Below are 18,046 nucleotides of genomic sequence, written 5' to 3' on the forward strand. Positions count from 1 at the left end.
CCGGTCGGCGGGGAGGTGCCGGGTACTCAGTTTTGCTGCCACCACTTGGCCAGGGCCGCGGTGGCGGGGTCGTCGGAGTCGGCGAGCGTGGCCCACGGATCGACGCCGGGCGGAAGGTCGGTCGCGGCGTACTCGGCGAGCTCCTCCGGGCGTACGGGATCGATGTGCTCTTGATCGTGCAGTGCGGCGGCGATGTCGGCCAGGCCGAGGCTGCCCGAGTCGATCCAGGGGAAGCCGTCGACCGGCTCGGGGAGCTCGCCGACGTCGACCGGCGGCGGGAACACCTCCTCGCCCGGCAGATCCGAAATGTCGGAAAGGCTGTGGGGGGCGGGCATGAGGGAGGCGTCGTCGACAGAGGAGTCAGGGGAGTCGGCGGGGTCGCCCTCGGAGGGAGAAAGGTGGGGCGCATCCAGGTGCGAGACGTCCGGGTGCGACACGTCGGCGTCGGGGGGGTCGAAGTCGTGGGAGAGGTCGTGGGAGAGTCCCGCGTCGTCCCACGCCAGGTGATCGTCGGGTGGGGGCGCGTGGTCGAAGGAATGGTCGTCGTCGAAGGAAAAGTCGTGGTGATCCGTCATCGGTTCTCCTCGTCGTACGGGACGGGCGTCAACGCCCGCGCCCGGATCAGCACGTCATCTGCCTGCCGTAGCTTCGCGCGCGCGGCGTCCAGGTCGGCCGTCGCCGCCGAGCGCCGTTTCGCCCGGCCCGCGGCGTCCTCGGCGGCCGCGGCGTCGATCTCCGCGATGTGCGCGTCGAGGTCGCGCAGCCTGCGCTCCACCGCGTCGTCGACCGCCACCGACAGGGCGTACTGCAGGTCGGTGAACCTGTTCACGATCTCGTCGGCGAGCGCCGCCCGGGCCTCGCCGAGCACGTCGCGCAGCCAGATCCGCGCCTGCTGCCGGTCGGTCTGCACCCGGCGCCGCCACAGCACGTAACCGCCGGCGGCCAGCCCCAAACCGATTCCCGCGACCGGAATGAGCAGCCCGCCGGCCGCGAACACCGATGCGCCGAGGATCGCCCCGCGCCCGGCCATGAACGCGATCCCGCCGGCGGACAGCGCGATCAGCATGTTCTCGCCGGACCCGTCGCGCGGCGGCGCCGCGGACAGCGCGTGCCGCAGCGTCGCGTTGAGCCGGCCCAGCATGCCGGCGCGTTCGGACTCGTCGAACACCTCGGCGAGGACCTTCCCGGCGACCTGGTGAAAGGTCTGCTCGAGCTGCCGCGACAGGGTCGCCGCCAGGGCCTGCAGCGCCGTGTCGACCGCGTCCGGCAGCTTGGCCAGCTCTTGCCCGCGCCCGGTGTCGATCCTTTCCGAGAACTCCTGCTGCAGTGCCGCGACCCGGGTGCGCAGCTGCCCGACCGTCTCGACCCGGGCCCGCTGGGTCTCGGTGCTCAGCAGCAGCGTCCACTGCCGTGCCTCGGTGCGCTTGCGGGCGGCCAGCGCCGAGCGTTCGGCCCGTACCGACGCGTTGCGGGCCGGGTCGGCCGAGGCGGCGTCGAGGCGGGCCTGCGCCGCGTCGACCAGCCGGGTCAGGTCGCCGCGGGCGGCGCGCAGCACGTTCGCCAGTTGCAGCTGATGTCCGCGGCCGGCCAGATCCACCAGCGCGTGCTGCAGGCCGGCGATCTTGGAGGCGTCCACCAGCGCGGCCTGCTCGCCGGGCGGGGACTCCAGCGCCAGGCAGGCGAGGGTCGAGGAGACCGGGAACCAGGGCGCTTCGGCGAAGCGCGGCGCGTGCGTGCGCAGCAGGGCACGGTTGTCGTCGGCGATGCGCCGCCACCCCGGATACGCGTCGATCTTGGTGAGGGCGAACACGACCGCGTCGACGCGTTCGCTGGCGGCGACCAGGAACGTCAGCTCCGGCGCGGACAGCGGCGCCGACGCGTCCGCCACGAACAGCAGCGCCGTCGCCTTGTCGACCGCGGCCAGCGCGACGGTCGCGTGCGCCGGGTCGAGCCCGCCGACGCCGGGCGTGTCGAGCAGGCTCAGATACTGCAGCAGCGGCGCCGGGTGGCTGACCTCGATCCGGCGGGCCTTCTGCTCGCCGGTCGCCCACCGGCGCAGGTCGTCGACCTCGATCGGGTTGGCCGCCCCCGGCACCCAGGCGAGGGCCCCGGCCTCGCCCGGCACGAACTGCAGGTAGGTGGCCGTGGCGACCGCCGCGTCGACCGGCGACAGGCCCGGCACCCCGAGCAGCGCGTTGACCAGCGAGCTCTTGCCGCGCTTGGTCTCCCCGACGATCACCACCGAGGGGCGGACGAGCTGCCGGCGGCGCAGCTCCGCGAGGTCGGCGCCGGCGTCGGCGTCGACACCGCGCACGTACGCGAGGGTGTCGCGCACCGCGGCGTCGAGAACGTTCGTCAGGTCGGCGGTCATGGGCGCACCTGCTGCGCGAGGAGGTGGAACCCGCGGTGCGCGACCTGCGCGACCCGTGATTGTGCCGGCCCGGCCCCGGCGACCGCGTACACGCGCCACCGGTTCGCCGCCTGGCGGGCCGCCGCGGCCAGCTCGTCGGCGCCGGCGCCGGGCAGCCGCAGGATCCACCGCGGATCGTCGGAGGTGGCCAGCCGGGTCAGCTCGGCCTCCCAGCCGGCCGGCAGCGGCACCGCCCCGGTGGCGACCCGCTGCGCCGCGTCGAGCAGCCGCAGCCGGTGATAGGCCGGGTCGCGCAGCAGCCTCTCGACGGCGTCGCGCAGGGTGTCGCGGTCCTGTTCGTCGCGGGTGTGCCCGGCCATCCGTTCCAGCCGGCCCAGCGCCCAGCCCGCCTTGATCGCGTCGGCGCGCCACCGGAACGCCTGCTCGAGGGTCTCGCGCAGCCGCGGGAACCCGGACGCCGCGACCAGCCGCCGTACCAGCTCGCCGGTGCCCAGCTGCGGCTCGGCGGTCAGCTGCGCCACGGCGAACCCGATCCCGTACAGGTCGAGCAGGGTGAGCAGCCGTTCGCGGCGCTCGGCGGGAACCGGGGCGGGCCGGGTGCGGAACAGGTCGACCGAGGCCAGCATCAGCCGCAGCTCACCGGCGGGCAGGGCGGCCAGCTGCCGCAGCGCGGCGCCGTCGGCGGCGGTCAGCCGCCCGGCCTCACCGGTCTCGGCCAGCAGCCCGATCACCGGGACGACATCGGAGACCGTACGGGCGAGCAGCGCCGCCTGCTGCTGTGCCAGCGGGCCCGCCACCGGCCACGGGTCGCCGGCCCCGCCGACCAGGGTGTCGGCCTTGCCGAACACGGCGAGCGCGTTGATCGGCGACGAGGCGAGCCGGGCCGACGCGTCCCGGAACGCGTCCAGGGCGCGGACGTCGTCGGCGCGCACGGCCTGGGTGAAGACGTAGACGACGGCCTCGGCCGCGGCGACCTCGGAGGCGGAGTCGGCGTCGATGTCCGCGTCGAACGGCGCCGTCGACACGCCGACCGCCTCCTGCGCGCGGGCCGAGACCATGGTGTCGGTCGAGGCGAGGCCGGGGGTGTCGACCACGGTCAACTCGCGCAGCTTCTCGCTGGTCAGCGTCACATCCACGTACGCGACCCGGCCCAGCGGCACGCCGAGACGCTGCGGGATCATGCCGTCGTCGTCGAGCGGCAGGCTGCGGCGCTCGCCGTCGCGGCACACCACGTCGACCCGGTCGGCGGGCCCGTAGCGGAACCGGGTGACCACCCGCGTGCATTCACCCACCGCCGTGGGCGCCACCCGCCGCCCGATCAGGGCGTTGACGAGTGTCGACTTTCCGGCTTTCAATCGACCCGCGATAGCAACGCGTAACGGTTCGCCGAGCCGATCACCGATCTGTCTGACCTGGCCACCGGCCTCCTGGCCCAGCCGTCCCGCGATCTGGTCACACAGCGTCGCTACGCTGGCGCTCAATGGGCCGTTCACGACGACTCGTCAGCCATGCATATCGTCAGCGAGAATGGGCTGACCACGGACCCTCCCACGGACGGGCGGGCTCGGGTACCCGCCGCAGACAGCCTACGGACAGCAGCGGAACACGGGATCCCGTGTTCGTGCCACAGGACAACACCAGGGAGGGGAGCAGGTGGCGGAAGATCAGGACCCGGTCTCCACCGCCGCTGCCCTGCTGCACCGCCCCGCCCTCGTCGTGCTGGCCGGACCGCCCGGCTGCGGCCGCACGAGCATGCTGCGCCGCGTCACCGAGGCGGTGCCCGGCCCGGCGTACGCGGGCGGCGGCCTGGCGATGCTGCGCGCCAACCCGGCCCTGGCGTTGTCGCGGGCGGTGCGGGCCCGGCTGCCCGCCCACGACGTGCACCTGCTCGCCGAGGCCGTGCGCTCGCGGGTGCGCGGCGGGCTGCTGGTCCTCGACGACCTGCAGTACGCCGACCCGGCGACCCTGGCCGCGCTGCCGCTGCTGGCCGGGCACTGCCGGGTCCTCGTCGCCCTGCGCACCCCGCACCGGCTGCCGGCCCGCGCCGCCGCGGCGCTGAGATCATCGGCGGCGGCGTGGCTGACGGTGCCGCCGCTGTCCCGCGACGCCGCGACCGACCTGGCCCGGCGCACGGCGGCGCAACTCGACCCGGGCGCCCTGCAAGCGGTGCTCGACCGGGCGGGCGGCAACCCCCTCGCGGTCACGGCGCTGGCCCGGCAGGCTGCCGCGGGCAAGGCGCCCGGCGGGTCCGGCATCGACCAGGTGGCGTACGCGATCGCGACCGCGCTCGCCGACCTGCCCCGCCCCGCCCGCACCGCCCTGGCCGCGCTCGGGCTGCTCGGCCGGCCCGCCCCGGCGGCGCTGCTGGGGCCCGGCGCCTCCGGCCTGCGCGCAGCCGGCCTGATCACCGACGGGCCCGGCGGCGACCTGGTGCCCGTGTCGACGTACGTGGCCGAAACCGCGGCGGGGCTGCTCGACGCGGCCGGCCGGGTCGAGCTGCACACCCGCCTCGCCCAGCTCACCCCGCCCGCCGAAGCGGCCCGGCACCTGGCGGCGGCCGGCGACCCGGCGGGCGCGCACCGGATGGCCCTCGCCGCGGCCGACCAGGTCACCGGCGGCGACCGGGCGGCGCTGCTGCTGTTCGCGTGCGACCTCGACACGCCGATCGACCCGCGGGTACGGGTCGCCGCCGCCGACGCGGCCCTCGCCGCCGGGCAGGCGGCCGCGGCAGCCAAGGTGCTGACCACCGGCACGCCCCTGGGGGTGGAGGCCGACGTGCTGCGCGGCGAGGCGCTGCTGCAGGCGGGATCGCCGGCAGCCGCCCGCGCCGCGGTGACGCCGGTGCCCGACGCGGCGCCCGCGCCGGTCCTGGCCGGCCGAGACCGGGTGCTGCTGCTCGCCGAACTGGCGACCGACCCGGCCTCGGCCCCCGACCTGGCCGGGAAGATCGCCGCCCGGTACCCGAACCCGCCGGCCGGGGTCGCGGCGGCCCTGGCGGCCGTGCACGCCCGCCACCGCACCCCCGGCTGGGACCAGGAACTGGCGACGGTCGCGACCGCCGGCGGGGACCGCCTCATCGCCCGGTACAGCGCGTGGCTGCTCGTCGAGGAACTGGTCGCCGACGGACGGCTCGCCGAGGCCGCCTCGGCGGCGCAGGCCGCGGCCCGGGAATGCGCGCTAGACCTGGCCTACGGGTGGCAGACCCGGTTCGCGGCCGCCGGGGACTGGGCCCTCGCCCTGCACGGCACGCTCCCGCAGACAGCGTCCGAAGGGGAGCCGGAACCGGAACCCGTTGCGGGGCAAGGGCCGGACGGCGTACTCGAAAGAAGCGGAAACCTCACCGACCGGGCCCTGCCCGACGAGGCCCGCGGTTATGCGACCGCGGCCGCGGCGCTGATCGAAGCCGACACCGGCCTGCTCGGCGCCGCCCGGGCCCGGCTCGACCGCGGCGTGGCGCATCCGGCGACGGCCTGGGTGGGCCGCGAGACCGCATGGCTCGACGGGCAGCCCGAACGTGCCGCCCACGCCGACGACGCCGGCACCCACGGGCTGCTCACCGGCCTGCACGCGATCACCGCCCGGTGGGCCGCCCACGACCTCGGACAGAAGGGGACGCCGCCGATCCCGGCGGGCCTCCCGCAAGCCGCCCGGCGGACGCTGACCGCCTGGGCCACCGGCACCGGCTTCACCGCCGCGGCCGACGGGTGGCGGCCCGTCGCGCTGCGGGAACAGGTCAGGTGCCTGCTCGCCGCCGGGCTCACCGACGGCGACCCGGCACGCGCGGTCGCCGCGCTGCTCGACGCCGAGAGGCTCGCCGACGCGGCGGGACTGACCGTCCTCGCCGGACGCGCCCGGCGCGGACTGCGGCGCCGGCACGTGCACCGCGACACCCGCAGCCCCCGATCGGGTGATCAGCTGACACGCCGGGAGACCGACGTGTTACGGCTGGTCGCCGAGGGGGAACCCACCCGGCGCATCGCCGGGCAGCTCGGCATCTCCGCCGAGACCGTCGACACCCACATCCGCGCCGGCATGCGCAAGCTCGGCGCCCGCACCAGAACGGAAGCCGCCGCCCTCGCCTTCGCCACCTTCCCCTCTGAGACGCCCAAGGACGGCCGGTGACCAGACAGCCCGACGCCCCTCGTCATGTCGTCGCCACACCCGGCGAGGCCGACACCGTGCTGCGCCGCCTGATCCGCGACGGCTGGGTGGCCCGCGACGGCTTCGCCCTGCCCGATCCGGTCTGGGACGTGACCGGTAACCGGCTGGTGCTGCACGGCCGGATCGCCGACCCGGAGACGCTGCAGCTCGCGGTGCTCGCCGCGGCGCGCGGGGCCGGCATCGTCGCGATCTGCGACGCAGAGTCCACGCTGGGGCGGGCGCTGATCGACGACCTGGCCCGGCTCGGCCCGGTCCGGCAGGGCGCGGCCGTCGAGGCCGCCGACGCGAGCCCGGTCGCCGACCTGGTGCCCGAGCAGCGGGCCCTGCTCGACCGGCTCGCCGCCGGCGACACGATCGCGGCGGCCGCCGCGGCCGAGTTCCTTTCGCTGCGCACCGCCAACCGGCGCATCGCCGAGGCCCGCCAGATGTTCGGGGTGCGCACCACACGCGAGGCCGTGCTCGCCTACCTGCGCCAGCGCGGACCACAGCCATGACGGTGATCGACTAGGGTGACCGGTCGGTAGAACGGACCGGGGTACGGGGGAACCGACGTGACGACCGAGGCATGGCCGACCGCCGCCCGGCTCGACGCGCCGCGCGTGCTCGAGCGGATCGCGTCGATCACGGGAGTACGGCTCGTCCTGGAAGGACCCGCCCCCGGCGGGGAGGTCGGCGCCGCGTACGTGCGGTGGCCGGACGGGCGCCGCTCGGTGCTCACCGCCGCCCGCACCCGCAGCGCCGTGCTCGTCGACCTCGCCCGCGCCGCCGGCGTGCCGACACCCCGGCACGAGCTGACCGCCCGCGTCGACGGGATACGGGTCGTGGTGCAGCAGCGACTGCCCGGGACACCGCCGGGCGACCTGGACACCGCGGTCGTGCGGCAGATGCTCGCGGTCAACGACCAGCTCGCCGGAGTGCTCGCGGCCGAACCCGACCCGCGGCCGGCCGAGCTGTACCTGACCTCGGACGGGCCGGGATTCTGCCTGCACGAGCCCCTCGAAGCGTTCAACGTCCGCACGGCGCGGCTTCTCGGGTGGGTGCGGTCGGTCGGGGCGGACGGGTCGCACATGGTCGGCGACGACCTGGTCCACATGGACTTCCACCCCGGCAACATCCTCGTCGACCGGGGCCGGCTCAGCGGTGTCGTCGACTGGGACGGCGCGGTGCGCGGCGACCGGCACTTCGACCTGGTCACCCTGCTGTTCCACCTGCGGGCCCACGCGCCCGCGCTCGCCGGCGACGTGCAGGACCGGCTCGGGATGCTGTCGTCGCGGCGGCTGCGCGCGTACTGGGCGCACATGAGCCTGCGGCAGGTGGACTGGTCGATCCGGCATCACGACGCGGCGACCGTCGACCGGTGGCTGGACGTCGCCGAGGCCGGCATCGCGTCGCTGTGAACCCGGTCGTGGTGGCTTAGCCCAGGCCCGCCAGGCGCTCGACGGAGACGCAGGAGATCAGGCAGCGTTCCTTCGCGTCGGCGCGCAGCTGCGCCGTCCACGTGGTGAAACCACCGTCGCCCAGCTCGACGTCGCCGGCGGTGATGCGCAGCGCCGCGCCGGCGTAGTAGCCGCGGCCGCGTTCCCGGTCCGGCTCCTCCCGCAGCAGCGGCACGTCGAGCGCCGCGAAACGCTCGCGCAGCGGCGGGCTGTCGAAGACCGTGTACCGCACCGCGGCGCCGGGCACCGGCTCGAGCACCCGCTGCCAGTAGGCGAGATGCCGGGTCAGCAGGCGGGCCTCGGTGCGGCCGGAACCCGTGTCGCGGGCCGAGGAGACCAGCGCGAACAACCGGAAATGCGCGCCCATGCCCGGCCCGAACACCTGGGCCCGCAACACCTGATGCGTCGCGGCGACATGCACCTCGCCCTGCTGGTCGCGGCGGGCGGCGGCCTCGATCGCCAGCGCGTTGGTGGGGTCGGAGAGCACCTCGACCGGGCGGGTCGCGGAGACGATCCGGTTCTGGCTGGTGGGGGAGACCACCGTGCAGGTACCCAGCGGCGTCACCGGGGACAGCTGCACCCCGTACACGTCATCGCCCAGCAGCTCCCACAACCGCGCCTCGACCCTGCTCACCTCGCGCGCGTCGGCGGCCGCCGGCCGCACGAAACGATCCTCACGCCAGCGGCGCAGCAGATCCGCCGGACGCGCCCGGGCGGCCCGCTCCCGCATCACCGGCATCAGCAACGTCTGCAACTGGCTGCCGGACAGCCCCGCGATCGCCTCGGCGGCGCCGGCGGGCATCCGGCTCCAGACCCGCCGCTCGGCATCGGACATCTCCACCCGGCCACGATCGCCGACCCGGCCCGGCCCGGTCCACCGGATTACGGCAACTCGGTGAGCACCTCGTCCCAATAGGCGAAGCTCGCCGTGCCGTGACCCGCACCCGGCAACGCGACCACGACCGAGCCGGGGATGCGGTCGGCGAGCCACCGGCCGTGCGCCAGCGGGACGAGGCGGTCCCGGTCGCCGTAGTACAGCCGGACCGGGCAGGTGATCGCGGTGACGTCGATGTCCCAGGCGCCGCCCCAGGCGACGTTGTCGCGGGCGTACCCGTCGAAACGCGACAACGCCTCCCGCAGGTCGGCCGCCCAGCTGCGCTTCTTCTCCCGGTCGAGCCAGCGCAGGTCGTCGGCGGGCGCGCCGTCGAGGTACGCGTCGACCAGCGCCTCGTCGTCCTCGATCTCCAGCAGGCCGCGGTGGTCGGCGACGGCGAGCGCGCGGAACCCGGTCAGCGCCGCCTCGGCCCGCCCCACGTCGGTGAGGGTGAGCAGGTCGCGTTCCGGGTCGCCCGGCACCGCCGGCTGGATGATCCGCCACGGCCCGATGCCCGCCACCACCGCGACCGCCGTCACCCGCAGCGGGCCGGCCAGCGCCGTCGCGAGCGCGTAGGGGCCGCCGCCGGACAGGCCCGCGGTCGCGAACCGGCCGACCCCGACGGCGTCGGCCACCGCGATCGTGTCCGCGCCGACCGAGGCGAGACCGGGCGGGGTGTCGGGGGCGGCGCCGTAGCCCGGCCGGTTCACCGAGATCAGCCGCACGCCGTGGCGCCGCGCGGCCGCCTCGACCAGGCCGGCCTGGTGCCGCGACGCCGGGGTGCCGTGGTGGAAGAACACGGGCGCGCCGTCGAGGTCCCCGCCCTCCCGGACCGCGACCCGCCTGCCGTCCGTCAGGGTGACCGTGCGCTCGACCGCCGCTTGGGCTCTCATGGCGCACCATGCTCCCACCTACGTTCGCGGGCCTGGCATCGCCTGTCACCACTGTGGAAACAAGCAGGCCACGCGGGCCGCCCGGGCGGCCTCAAGCCGGGTCGGCTTCAGCCGCGCCCGCTTCAGCCCCCTCAGGCCGGGCCGGCCTCCGTCGCCGGCGAGATGGGATGATCGGCGGGCCGCACGGGCAGCGTCTCGGCGCGCTGGTTCGGCAGCAGCGAGCGGCCCGGCCGGGGACGTACCCGCGAGTTGTCGACCGCCCGGGTGCGGTCGACCTCGCGGGGCATCTGCATCTCGCCGGCCCGCAGGTGGGCGAGGGTCTCGTCGATGCCCTCCATGATGAGCCGGGTGGCCTTCATCGCCCGCGCCCCCGGCGTCCCGGTCACCTGCGACAGATCGACCGCCGCGTCACCGAAACGCACGTACACCACCGGCCGCCGCCGCAACGCCCGCAACAGCGACCGGCCCAGCCCCACCGGCGTCGTGTACGGCAGCACCGTGTGGGTGTTCCACTGCGCGACCGGCAGCACCGGCGCCTCCGCCGCGTAGGCCATCCGCGCCACCCCGGTCTTGCCGCGCTCGGGCCACATCCACGGGTCCAGGCCGATCCGCCCCTCCGGGTAGACCAGCACCATCCCCCCGTCCCGCAGCGCCCGCACCGCGGCCGGCAACGCGTCGGCGACGCGGGTGGTGTTGCGGTCGACCCGGATGTGCCCCGCCGCCCGCATCGCCCGCCCGGCCACGGGCGCGTCGAAGATGCCGCCGGTGGCCATGAACCGCGGCGCTATCCCCACCTTGTGGCAGGCCGCCGTCATCACGATCGGGTCGAACGGGCTGACGTGGTTGGCCGCCAGGATCAGCGCCCGCCCCCGCAGCTCGTCGGGCACCCGCCCGGACACCCGCAACCGGCACAGCGGAAACACCAGAATCCGCGACAACCACAGCATGAACCGCCACATCAGCGGCGCCCGCAACGACGATCTCCCCATAAGGCCGCCAATAATGACACGCCCCGGTTGCCGGCCACGGCTCGTATCCGACCCCGGCTCGGCGGCCCCATTTACGGCTCGTATCCCGCCCGGCCCGGCGGTCCCGGCCCAGGCCCGGCGGTCCCGGCTCGGCGGCCCCGGCTACGGCTTGTGGCCCGCCTCGCCCAGCTCGGCCAGCCGCGCCTCGACCTCGGCCAGCTCGGCCCGTAACCGCTGCGCCTGCTGCTCGGCCTCGGACCGTTCCGCCGCCAGGATCTGCTCGACCGCCTCCTGCACCCCGGGCACGTCGACCAGCGACACCATCCGCAGCGCCTCGGTAGGCTTCACCACGTACGGCTTGGCCAGCACCTTGGAGCCCTGCGACGCGGAAACGGTCCACTCGCCCTCGCCGTACGCGAGGGTCATCGTCAACGCCGGCACCGGTTTCGCCTTGGCCGGCCGGGATGCCTTGCGGGGCGCGGGCGGCGGCGCTGCCTCCATCACTTCTCCACTCTTTCGCGGCGCCGGCGCGGCCGGCGACTCGGGGACCGGCGGCGGGCTCTTACGCGGCGCCGGCGGCTTCTCGATCGGTTTGTTGATCGGTTTGTCGATCACGAACTCGGGAGCGGGCCGGGCAGCCGGTGCCGGCGGCGGCGGGGGAGGAGCGGCCTTGCGCGCCGCCGCCCCACGCGGCGCAATGCGCAGGTCGCCGGGGGAGAAGGGCAACTCGTCCTTGCCGAACCGCACCACCACCCACTCGTCGGCCGTGGCCGGATCTTCCAGGGCCACGACCTGCCCGATCTGCCCGGCGATCTGCCCGGCCGTCTCGGTGAACTGCACCCGCGGCTTGCGCCCGGCGTCCAGCCCGTCACGGATCGTGGAAAGCTCCTCGGTGCTCAACCCCCGGGCCATCAACCCACCCACCTCACTCGTACGTTTGTGCGAATCTTTCTACCAGCACCCACCGACAATTCACTCGCCGCCACACCGGCCGCCCCGTTACGGTCCCCGGCATGGACGTTCTGGCCGAACAACGCGACTACTACCGCCACCGCGCCCCCGAGTACGACCAGTGGTGGCAACGCCAGGGCCGGTACGCCCTCGACCCCGAGGCCGAGCGTGGCTGGTTCGCCGACATCGACGAAGCCGAACAAGCCCTCGCCGCGTTCGCTCCCGCCGGCGACGTCCTGGAGTACGCGGCCGGCACCGGCTGGTGGACCGAGCGCCTGACCCGCCACGCCCGCCACATCACCGCCGTCGACGCGAACACCGAGACCCTCGACCTCAACCGCCGGCGCACCGCCGGCACCGGCAAAGTCACCTACCTGACCGCAGACATCTTCGCCTGGACCCCGCCCGAGAGCACCTTCGACACCGTCTTCTTCGCATACTGGCTCTCACACGTACCCGAAAGCCTGCTCTCGACCTTCTGGGCCCATGTCCGGCGAGCCCTGCGCCCGGGCGGCCGCGTCTTCCTCATCGACAGCTACCACCACGAACGCCTCGCCGGCGACCTTCAGCAGCGCCACCTCAACGACGGCCGCCAATTCCAGGTGATCAAACGCTACTGGCAGCCCGCCGAGCTCGAGTCCACTCCCGGCTGGCGCCTGAAAGCCCGGGTCACCACCCACCGCCAGGCCATCCACGCGCACGGCACGCCGATCTGATCAGGGCGTCCGCCCGGTCACGCAATACTCCCGCCCGGCCGGATCCCGCAACGTCGTCCACTGCCCGGGCACCCGCCGCACGACAACAGCCCCCAGCCCGACATGCCGCCCCACTTCACCATCAACCCCATCACCAGCAAAATCGAGGTGTACGCCCACAGCACCGTCCCCGATCCGCTGTAACAGCAGCCGCAACGGCAGCGCGGAGTCGCCCTGCAGGAACCGGAACTCCGGCAGATCCGAGCGGCGGTGCGCCCACCCGGTCAACGCCGCCCACAACGCCACCTCCGCGTCGTAGGCATCGGCGGGAATGTCGAGGGCGAGCTGGTCCACGAGGCTCGACTGCCCACCCGGCCACCGCACGGCCCGCGGCCGCACGCGCTCCCCGTGCCACGGCACCACACAGAACGGAATGCCGGCGGGGGAGAGCAGCACCACCAGATCCCCGTAGTCGCGCACGACGGATGCCCCGAGCGCCCCAGCCTCATCGGCGGCCGCCGACACGTCATCGACATGCAGATCGAGGTGCGCCCGCGCCGGCCCGTCGCCCACCACCTGCACGCGCAGACAGGCGTCCCCCTCGGCCGGCAGCAGCGTCGCGAACACTCCCGCATCCCGCCGAGCCGACAACGTCGTACCCGTGACCGCCAGCCAGAAAGCCTCCACGTCGGCCGACGGCGAATCGAGAAACCCGGTGACCCAGCGAACCAGCATCGGATGACCGTACAAGATCCGCCATGCCGCGCCACCCGCTCGAACCACACCTCGGACGCATCCGGGCGCGATCGGGAAACCGGCGGTTCAGCTCGGCCTCGACCAGCGGGCCGAGCGACGTACGCGGAGCTCTACGGCATCCAGGCCCGTGCGTATCGATGACGATAGGGCCGCTCCATCGACCAAATCCCAGGTCGATAATTGACATTATGTCAACCAACGTCAGTTAGGGTCGGCGCTATGACGCCAGCCCGCGCCACCAGCGCCTTCGACTCGCTGCGCCTCGACGCCGTGCCCGACCACGAGGCGCTGCGCCGGGCCTACGAATTCCCCAGCGATGCGGCCGTGCGCAAGCAGATGACCGAGCTCACCGAGCAGACCCGCCAGTTGATCAGCTGCTCGTCGCTGGTCTTCGTCGCCAGCGTGGACGCCGAGGGCAACTGTGACGTCTCTCCGCGCGGCGGCCCCGCCGGGTTCGCCGCCGTCCTGGACGCACGGACCGTGGCGATACCGGACGCGACCGGCAACAAGCGTCTGGACACCCTGCAGAACGTCATCGCGACCGGACGGGCCGGGCTGCTGTTCGTCATCCCGGGGCGCACCACGACGCTCAGGATGAACGGCCGGGCCTGCGTCTCCACCCGCCCGGATCTGCTGTCGCAGCTGACCGCCGTGGGCAAGCCGCCGGCCAGCGCGCTGGTGCTGGGCATCGAAGAGGTCTACCCGCACTGCCCCAAGTCGCTGCTGCGCAGCGGGGCCTGGAAGCCGGAACAGTGGCTGCCGGCGGACGCCCAGCCGACCTCGGCCGAGGTGACGCTGGCCCAGCTGCGGATGCCGGAGCTGACGATCGCCGACATCGAGCAGGCCGAGGCGGACATGCTGAAATACCGCTACGAGTAGACCGACAGAACTACGCAAATATGTCAAAATGCTGCATAATAGTGCTTATGCAGGATGGACGTGACGTTGCGGTGCTGACGCTGGTCGACGACTTCCTGACGGCTCGCGCCACTCGCAAGCCTTCGGTGCACACCCTCGCCGCCTACCGGCGTGATCTCCACGCGGTCATCGCGCTGGTACGCGGCGAGGCGATAACTCTCGGTGACCTCTCCCCTCGTTCGCTGCGTGGCGCTTTCGCCCGTTTCGCGGCGGATCGCGCGCCTGCCTCGGTGTCGCGGGCCTGGTCGTCCTGGAACGCGTTCTTCACGTTCCTGGTCACCGAGCAGCTGCTCCCGGGAAACCCGATGTCGGCGATCGACAAGCCGCGGATGCCGGCCTACTCCCCCAAGCCGCTGCGGGGCGAGGACACTCCCGAGCAGTTACTCTCCGCAGTTAGCCAGCGGGATGAGCGTCAGCGCGATCCCTGGCCGGAGCGCGATCTGGCGGTGCTGGCCCTGGCGCTCTGTGCTGGTTTGCGGCTTTCCGAGATGCTGGCGCTGCGGGCCGGCGACATCGTGGGCCGCGCCGGCGAGCGCCGTGTCGAGGTGGCCGGCAAGGGCGGCCGCCCGCGCACGGTTCCGATCGAGCCCGAGCTGGACTCGGTGATCGAGCGGTATCAGGTCAGCCGCCGGGCGCGGTTCGGTCGTTTCGATCCGCGTGACGCGCTGCTGGTGGATCGGGTGGGCGTTCCGTTGAAGCGTGGTGGTCTGCAGTATCTGGTGGAGTCGTGCTACCGGCGGGCCGGTGTCCGCGATCGGGTGCCGCGGGGTGCGCAGTTGCACGCGTTGCGGCATACGTTCGCGACGCGGCTGGCGGAGGACGGCGCGAACGCCTCGGAGATCATGCGGCTGCTGGGTCACGCGTCGCTGACGACGTCGCAGGGCTATATCGAGGTGACGGCGGAGCAGCAGCGGGCGGCCGTCCGGGCGAACCGCACCAACCGGGCGCTGCGCGGCCTGTAACCCGGTCAAGGTTCGCGGAGGTCGGTGATCAGGCGGGTCATGGCGCCGAGCGCTTCGCCGGCGGCCGTCCGCACGGGTTCCGGTGTGTCGGCCCAGGCGGCCCGGGGCGTGAAGGTCACGCCGCATGGTAGGGCGCGGTGGGGCGATGGTCGCGCTATGGCCTGGGGTGGCAGGTGGTCGCGTGGTGCGCCGGGGGCGGCCGGTGTTGTGGTTCGGGGGCGCGGTTGCCCGTACGTGTGAAGGGTTGTGACGCCGGAAGGGTGACCGGCGTCGCGACCGTGAGTGGTCAGGCCAGGCTGAGTTGGACGTCGATGTTGCCGCGGGTGGCGTTGGAGTAGGGGCACAGCTGGTGTGCGGTCTCCAGGAGCTGGTGGGCGGTGGTCTCGTCGACGCCGGAGATCTCGGCTTCGATGGTGGCCTTGAGCTGGAAGCCGCCCTTGTCGTTGGGGCCGACGCCGATGTCGATGGTGACGGCGGTGTCGGTGAGGGTGACTTTCTTCAGGCGGGCGGCGGCTTTGAGGGCGCTGTGGAAGCAGGCGGCGTAGCCGGCGGCGAAGAGCTCCTCGGGGTTGGTGAGGGCGCCGCCGGGGCCGCCCATTTCCTTGGGGACGGCGAGGTCGAAGTCGAGGACGCCGTCGGCGGAGCGGACGTGGCCGTTGCGGCCGTCGCCGGTTGCGGTGGCGGAGGCGGTGTAGAGGGCTTCCATGGTGTCCTTTCAGCGGGGGGTGATGCGGGTGAGCAGGGTGTGCAGCTGGCCGAACTCGTCGAGGGTCAGGCCGGTGGCGCAGGCGATCTGGGCGGGTAGCCCGGCGAGTTGGTCCTGCAGGGCGGTGCCGTCGGGGGTGAGGTGGATCCAGACGGTCCGTTCGTCGGTGGTGCCGCGTTCGCGGCGGATGCGGCCGGCTGTTTCGAGGCGTTTGAGCAGTGGTGAGAGGGTGCCGCTGTCGAGGTGGATCGCGGCGCCGAGGTCACGGACGGTGGTGGGGCCGCGGTGCCAGAGGACGCGCATGACGAGGTATTGCGGGTAGGTGAGGCCGGCGGCGTCGAGGGCCGGCCGGTAGAGGGCGGTCATCGCGCGGCTGGCGGCGTAGAGCTCGAAGCAGATCATCTGCTCCAGTCCGGTGGTGGCCTCCATGCCTCGAATCATTGCGCACAATCTAGTTGTGTGCAAACGGTGTGGCAGTGATCACCACTCTGTGTGAGCATGCTCGGCGTGCCGGAGATCCGATTTGTGAAGCTCTCCCCCGCGGCGCTGACCGCGCTGGTCGAGGGCGACCTGGCGGCCGCGAGCGCGGCCGCGGGCATCGCGTTGAGTCAATTCCTGATGGACGAGCAGTGGTTGTGGGAGATCCGTCTGGAGGACATCGAGCGGGATCCCGCGAGCGCCGACTGGATCGCCCGGGCGGCGGTGGCCGACGGGGTGGTCGTCGGGCACGGCGGGTTCCACGGGCCGCCGGACGCGGAGGGGGTCGTCGAGGTCGCCTATTCGGTGGATCCGCGGCACCGGCGCAAGGGGTACGCGAAGGCGATGCTGCGGGCGCTGCTCGAGCGGGCCGACGCCGACCCGGCGGTGACCGCGGTGCGGGCGAGCATCCGGCCGGACAACGTGGGTTCGCGGGCCACGATCGCCGGGTTCGGCTTCAAGAAGATCGGCGAGCAGTGGGATCCGGAGGACGGCCTGGAGGACGTGTATCTGCGTCCAGTTGCACGATGAGCGGCCGGTGGTCGGAGACGGGCGGGTGCGGGGCGCACACCTGAACGACGCGGCCGAGGCGCTCGGCGCCGCGCGGGTCGGCGAGGATGTGGTCGAGCTGGGCGCGGGGCGCGGGGCTGGGGAACGTGGCGGCCTTGCCGAGGGTTTTCCAGCCGGTGACGGCGCGGACCGGGGCGGTGGGCATGTTGAGGTCGCCGAGCAGCACGCGCGGGCCGGGCAGGTTCTTCAGGCTGCGTACGGCGTGGCGCAGCTGCCGCAGGTTCCAGCCGGGCACGAACGACAGGTGGGTGGTGGCGACGGTCAGCGGACCGTGCGGGGTGTCGAGGACGGCGGCGAGCAGCACCCGGGGCTCGTCCTTGAGCAGGCGCAGGCCGTCGTCGCCGGTGTAGACGGGCGAGCGGACCGGGGCGCCGGGCAGGGCGGTGATCTGCCAGCGGATCACCGGGTAGCGGCTGACCAGGGCGATACCGTACAGCGGGTGGATGTTGTCGTCCTCGGAGGCCCAGGCCTTCCAGGTCTCCCCCGGCGTGCCGGCGACGGCGGCGGCGAAGCGGTGGGTGGGGGCGCCGAGGGCGTCGGCGGCGATCGCGGTGAGGTCGAGCAGGCCGCTGCGGGGCTGGGCCCGGTCGACCTCCTGCAGGCCGAGGACGTCGGCGTCGAGCTCGGCGATCGCCGCGTGGACGCGGTCGGCGTGTACCGTGCCGTCGGACAGCGACCGGCCGTGCAGCAGGTTGAAGGTCGCCAGTCGCACGAGTACCGACCCTAACGAACCGGGAGGCGCCGGTGTTCATCAAGTTCCTGTGCTGTTCGATGTTGGTGTTCGTGGCCGTCGCGGCGATCGGCCTGTGGTTGCAAAAGGCGAGGCGTAAATGAGTGCGGAACTGATCGCGGAGATCGAGCGCCAGGAGCGGGAGCTGGTGTTCGATCGGTTCGACGAGGCGGACGCGTGGCGGCTGGGCTCGCTGCTGGTCTCGCTGGCCGAGGGCAAGCCGGTGGCGGTCGACATCCGGCGCGGGGCGCAGCAGCTGTTCCACGCGGCGCTGCCGGGCGCGGTGGCCGACAACGATCGGTGGATCGAGCGGAAGGTCCGGGTGGTCGAGCGGTTCGGCGTTTCGTCGTTCCTGTTCGGCCGGCGGCTGGCGCGTGACGACAAGGAGCTCAACCCGGGTATGGGTCTCGACCCGGCCGACTACGCCGCGCACGGCGGGGCCTTTCCCATCCGGGTGGGAAATGTCGGGGTTGTGGCGGTGGTGACGGTGTCGGGTCTCCCCCAGGCCGAGGATCACGCGCTGGTCGTCGAGGCGCTGACCCGGTTGCGCTCTGAGCGATAGCTCTTCCCGGGCGCGC

Annotated in this window: 19 protein-coding genes; 8 read left to right on the top strand and 11 right to left on the bottom strand. The window is 73.6% G+C overall.

The window, feature by feature from the left end; translation table 11 throughout:
* Positions 1-26: 26 nt before the first annotated feature.
* Genes ACIA5D_RS18750 through ACIA5D_RS18760 form a run of 3 tightly spaced genes read right to left on the bottom strand, consistent with a single transcriptional unit; the run spans position 27 to position 3,864 of the window.
* Entirely contained in the window at positions 27-575 is a 549-nt protein-coding gene (locus ACIA5D_RS18750) for a hypothetical protein (protein ID WP_396031224.1), read from the bottom strand.
* Positions 572-2,371, bottom strand: coding sequence for a dynamin family protein (locus ACIA5D_RS18755; RefSeq protein WP_396031225.1), 1,800 nt, complete (start codon positions 2,369-2,371; stop codon positions 572-574). Before ACIA5D_RS18755 ends, ACIA5D_RS18750 begins: the two co-directional genes overlap by 4 nt.
* Positions 2,368-3,864: a dynamin family protein gene (locus tag ACIA5D_RS18760; RefSeq protein ID WP_396031227.1), complete on the bottom strand. Its 1,497-nt coding sequence runs from the start codon at positions 3,862-3,864 to the stop codon at positions 2,368-2,370. The genes ACIA5D_RS18755 and ACIA5D_RS18760 overlap by 4 nt, the downstream gene beginning before the upstream one ends.
* 160 nt (positions 3,865-4,024) lie before the next feature.
* Between ACIA5D_RS18760 and ACIA5D_RS18765 the strand changes: the two genes are divergently transcribed.
* The 3 genes from ACIA5D_RS18765 to ACIA5D_RS18775 are packed head-to-tail and all read left to right on the top strand — an operon-like array spanning position 4,025 to position 7,929.
* Positions 4,025-6,493: a LuxR C-terminal-related transcriptional regulator gene (locus tag ACIA5D_RS18765; RefSeq protein WP_396031228.1), complete on the top strand. Its 2,469-nt coding sequence runs from the start codon at positions 4,025-4,027 to the stop codon at positions 6,491-6,493.
* Complete coding sequence (locus ACIA5D_RS18770; protein ID WP_396031230.1) at positions 6,490-7,026, top strand: LuxR family transcriptional regulator; 537 nt, start codon at positions 6,490-6,492, stop codon at positions 7,024-7,026. The genes ACIA5D_RS18765 and ACIA5D_RS18770 overlap by 4 nt, the downstream gene beginning before the upstream one ends.
* 57 nt (positions 7,027-7,083) lie before the next feature.
* Positions 7,084-7,929 carry an aminoglycoside phosphotransferase family protein gene (locus ACIA5D_RS18775; RefSeq protein WP_396031231.1) on the top strand — a complete coding sequence of 282 codons (846 nt, stop codon included), beginning with the start codon at positions 7,084-7,086 and terminating at the stop codon, positions 7,927-7,929.
* A 16-nt stretch (positions 7,930-7,945) separates the two neighbouring features.
* On the opposite strand, the gene ACIA5D_RS18780 is transcribed toward ACIA5D_RS18775, so the two are convergent.
* From ACIA5D_RS18780 to ACIA5D_RS18795, 4 genes are all read right to left on the bottom strand, one after another.
* On the bottom strand, positions 7,946-8,803 hold the full coding sequence (locus tag ACIA5D_RS18780) for a hypothetical protein (protein WP_396031682.1): 858 nt from the start codon (positions 8,801-8,803) through the stop codon (positions 7,946-7,948).
* Positions 8,804-8,850: 47 nt separating this feature from the next.
* Entirely contained in the window at positions 8,851-9,735 is an 885-nt protein-coding gene (locus ACIA5D_RS18785) for an alpha/beta fold hydrolase (protein ID WP_396031232.1), read from the bottom strand.
* Between the two features lie 131 nt (positions 9,736-9,866).
* A complete protein-coding gene (locus ACIA5D_RS18790) occupies positions 9,867-10,724 on the bottom strand; it encodes a lysophospholipid acyltransferase family protein (RefSeq protein WP_396031233.1) in 858 nt (285 codons plus the stop codon).
* Positions 10,725-10,865: 141 nt separating this feature from the next.
* Positions 10,866-11,615: a hypothetical protein gene (locus tag ACIA5D_RS18795; protein ID WP_396031234.1), complete on the bottom strand. Its 750-nt coding sequence runs from the start codon at positions 11,613-11,615 to the stop codon at positions 10,866-10,868.
* Positions 11,616-11,716: 101 nt separating this feature from the next.
* Between ACIA5D_RS18795 and ACIA5D_RS18800 the strand changes: the two genes are divergently transcribed.
* Positions 11,717-12,370: a class I SAM-dependent methyltransferase gene (locus ACIA5D_RS18800; RefSeq protein ID WP_396031235.1), complete on the top strand. Its 654-nt coding sequence runs from the start codon at positions 11,717-11,719 to the stop codon at positions 12,368-12,370.
* On the opposite strand, the gene ACIA5D_RS18805 is transcribed toward ACIA5D_RS18800, so the two are convergent.
* Positions 12,371-13,084 carry a VOC family protein gene (locus ACIA5D_RS18805; RefSeq protein WP_396031236.1) on the bottom strand — a complete coding sequence of 238 codons (714 nt, stop codon included), beginning with the start codon at positions 13,082-13,084 and terminating at the stop codon, positions 12,371-12,373.
* A gap of 240 nt (positions 13,085-13,324) precedes the next feature.
* Here ACIA5D_RS18805 and ACIA5D_RS18810 point away from each other — a divergent pair, with 240 nt between their 5' ends.
* A complete protein-coding gene (locus ACIA5D_RS18810) occupies positions 13,325-13,984 on the top strand; it encodes an MSMEG_1061 family FMN-dependent PPOX-type flavoprotein (RefSeq protein ID WP_396031237.1) in 660 nt (219 codons plus the stop codon).
* 47 nt (positions 13,985-14,031) lie between these two features.
* Positions 14,032-14,985 (top strand): tyrosine-type recombinase/integrase, encoded by a 954-nt coding sequence (locus ACIA5D_RS18815; protein ID WP_396031238.1) that lies wholly within the window; start codon positions 14,032-14,034, stop codon positions 14,983-14,985.
* A 286-nt stretch (positions 14,986-15,271) separates the two neighbouring features.
* Here the strand turns inward: ACIA5D_RS18815 and ACIA5D_RS18820 are convergent, their stop codons facing one another.
* Both ACIA5D_RS18820 and ACIA5D_RS18825 read right to left on the bottom strand, forming a co-directional pair.
* Positions 15,272-15,691, bottom strand: a complete 420-nt coding sequence (locus ACIA5D_RS18820) for an organic hydroperoxide resistance protein (protein ID WP_396031239.1) — start codon at positions 15,689-15,691, stop codon at positions 15,272-15,274.
* Between the two features lie 9 nt (positions 15,692-15,700).
* A complete protein-coding gene (locus ACIA5D_RS18825; RefSeq protein ID WP_396031240.1) occupies positions 15,701-16,132 on the bottom strand; it encodes a MarR family winged helix-turn-helix transcriptional regulator in 432 nt (143 codons plus the stop codon).
* 57 nt (positions 16,133-16,189) lie between these two features.
* Between ACIA5D_RS18825 and ACIA5D_RS18830 the strand changes: the two genes are divergently transcribed.
* Positions 16,190-16,699, top strand: coding sequence for a GNAT family N-acetyltransferase (locus tag ACIA5D_RS18830; RefSeq protein ID WP_396031241.1), 510 nt, complete (start codon positions 16,190-16,192; stop codon positions 16,697-16,699).
* Here the strand turns inward: ACIA5D_RS18830 and ACIA5D_RS18835 are convergent.
* The gene (locus tag ACIA5D_RS18835; protein ID WP_396031242.1) at positions 16,626-17,450 is read right to left on the bottom strand and encodes an endonuclease/exonuclease/phosphatase family protein; all 825 of its coding nucleotides are present in this window, start codon (positions 17,448-17,450) and stop codon (positions 16,626-16,628) included. The genes ACIA5D_RS18830 and ACIA5D_RS18835 overlap by 74 nt on opposite strands.
* Before the next feature lie 118 nt (positions 17,451-17,568).
* On the opposite strand from ACIA5D_RS18835, the gene ACIA5D_RS18840 reads away from it, so the two are divergent.
* Positions 17,569-18,030, top strand: coding sequence for a heme-degrading domain-containing protein (locus ACIA5D_RS18840; RefSeq protein ID WP_396031243.1), 462 nt, complete (start codon positions 17,569-17,571; stop codon positions 18,028-18,030).
* The last annotated feature ends 16 nt before the right edge of the window (positions 18,031-18,046 follow it).

Source organism: Actinoplanes sp. NPDC051513, assembly GCF_044454685.1.
GTDB lineage: Bacteria > Actinomycetota > Actinomycetes > Mycobacteriales > Micromonosporaceae > Actinoplanes.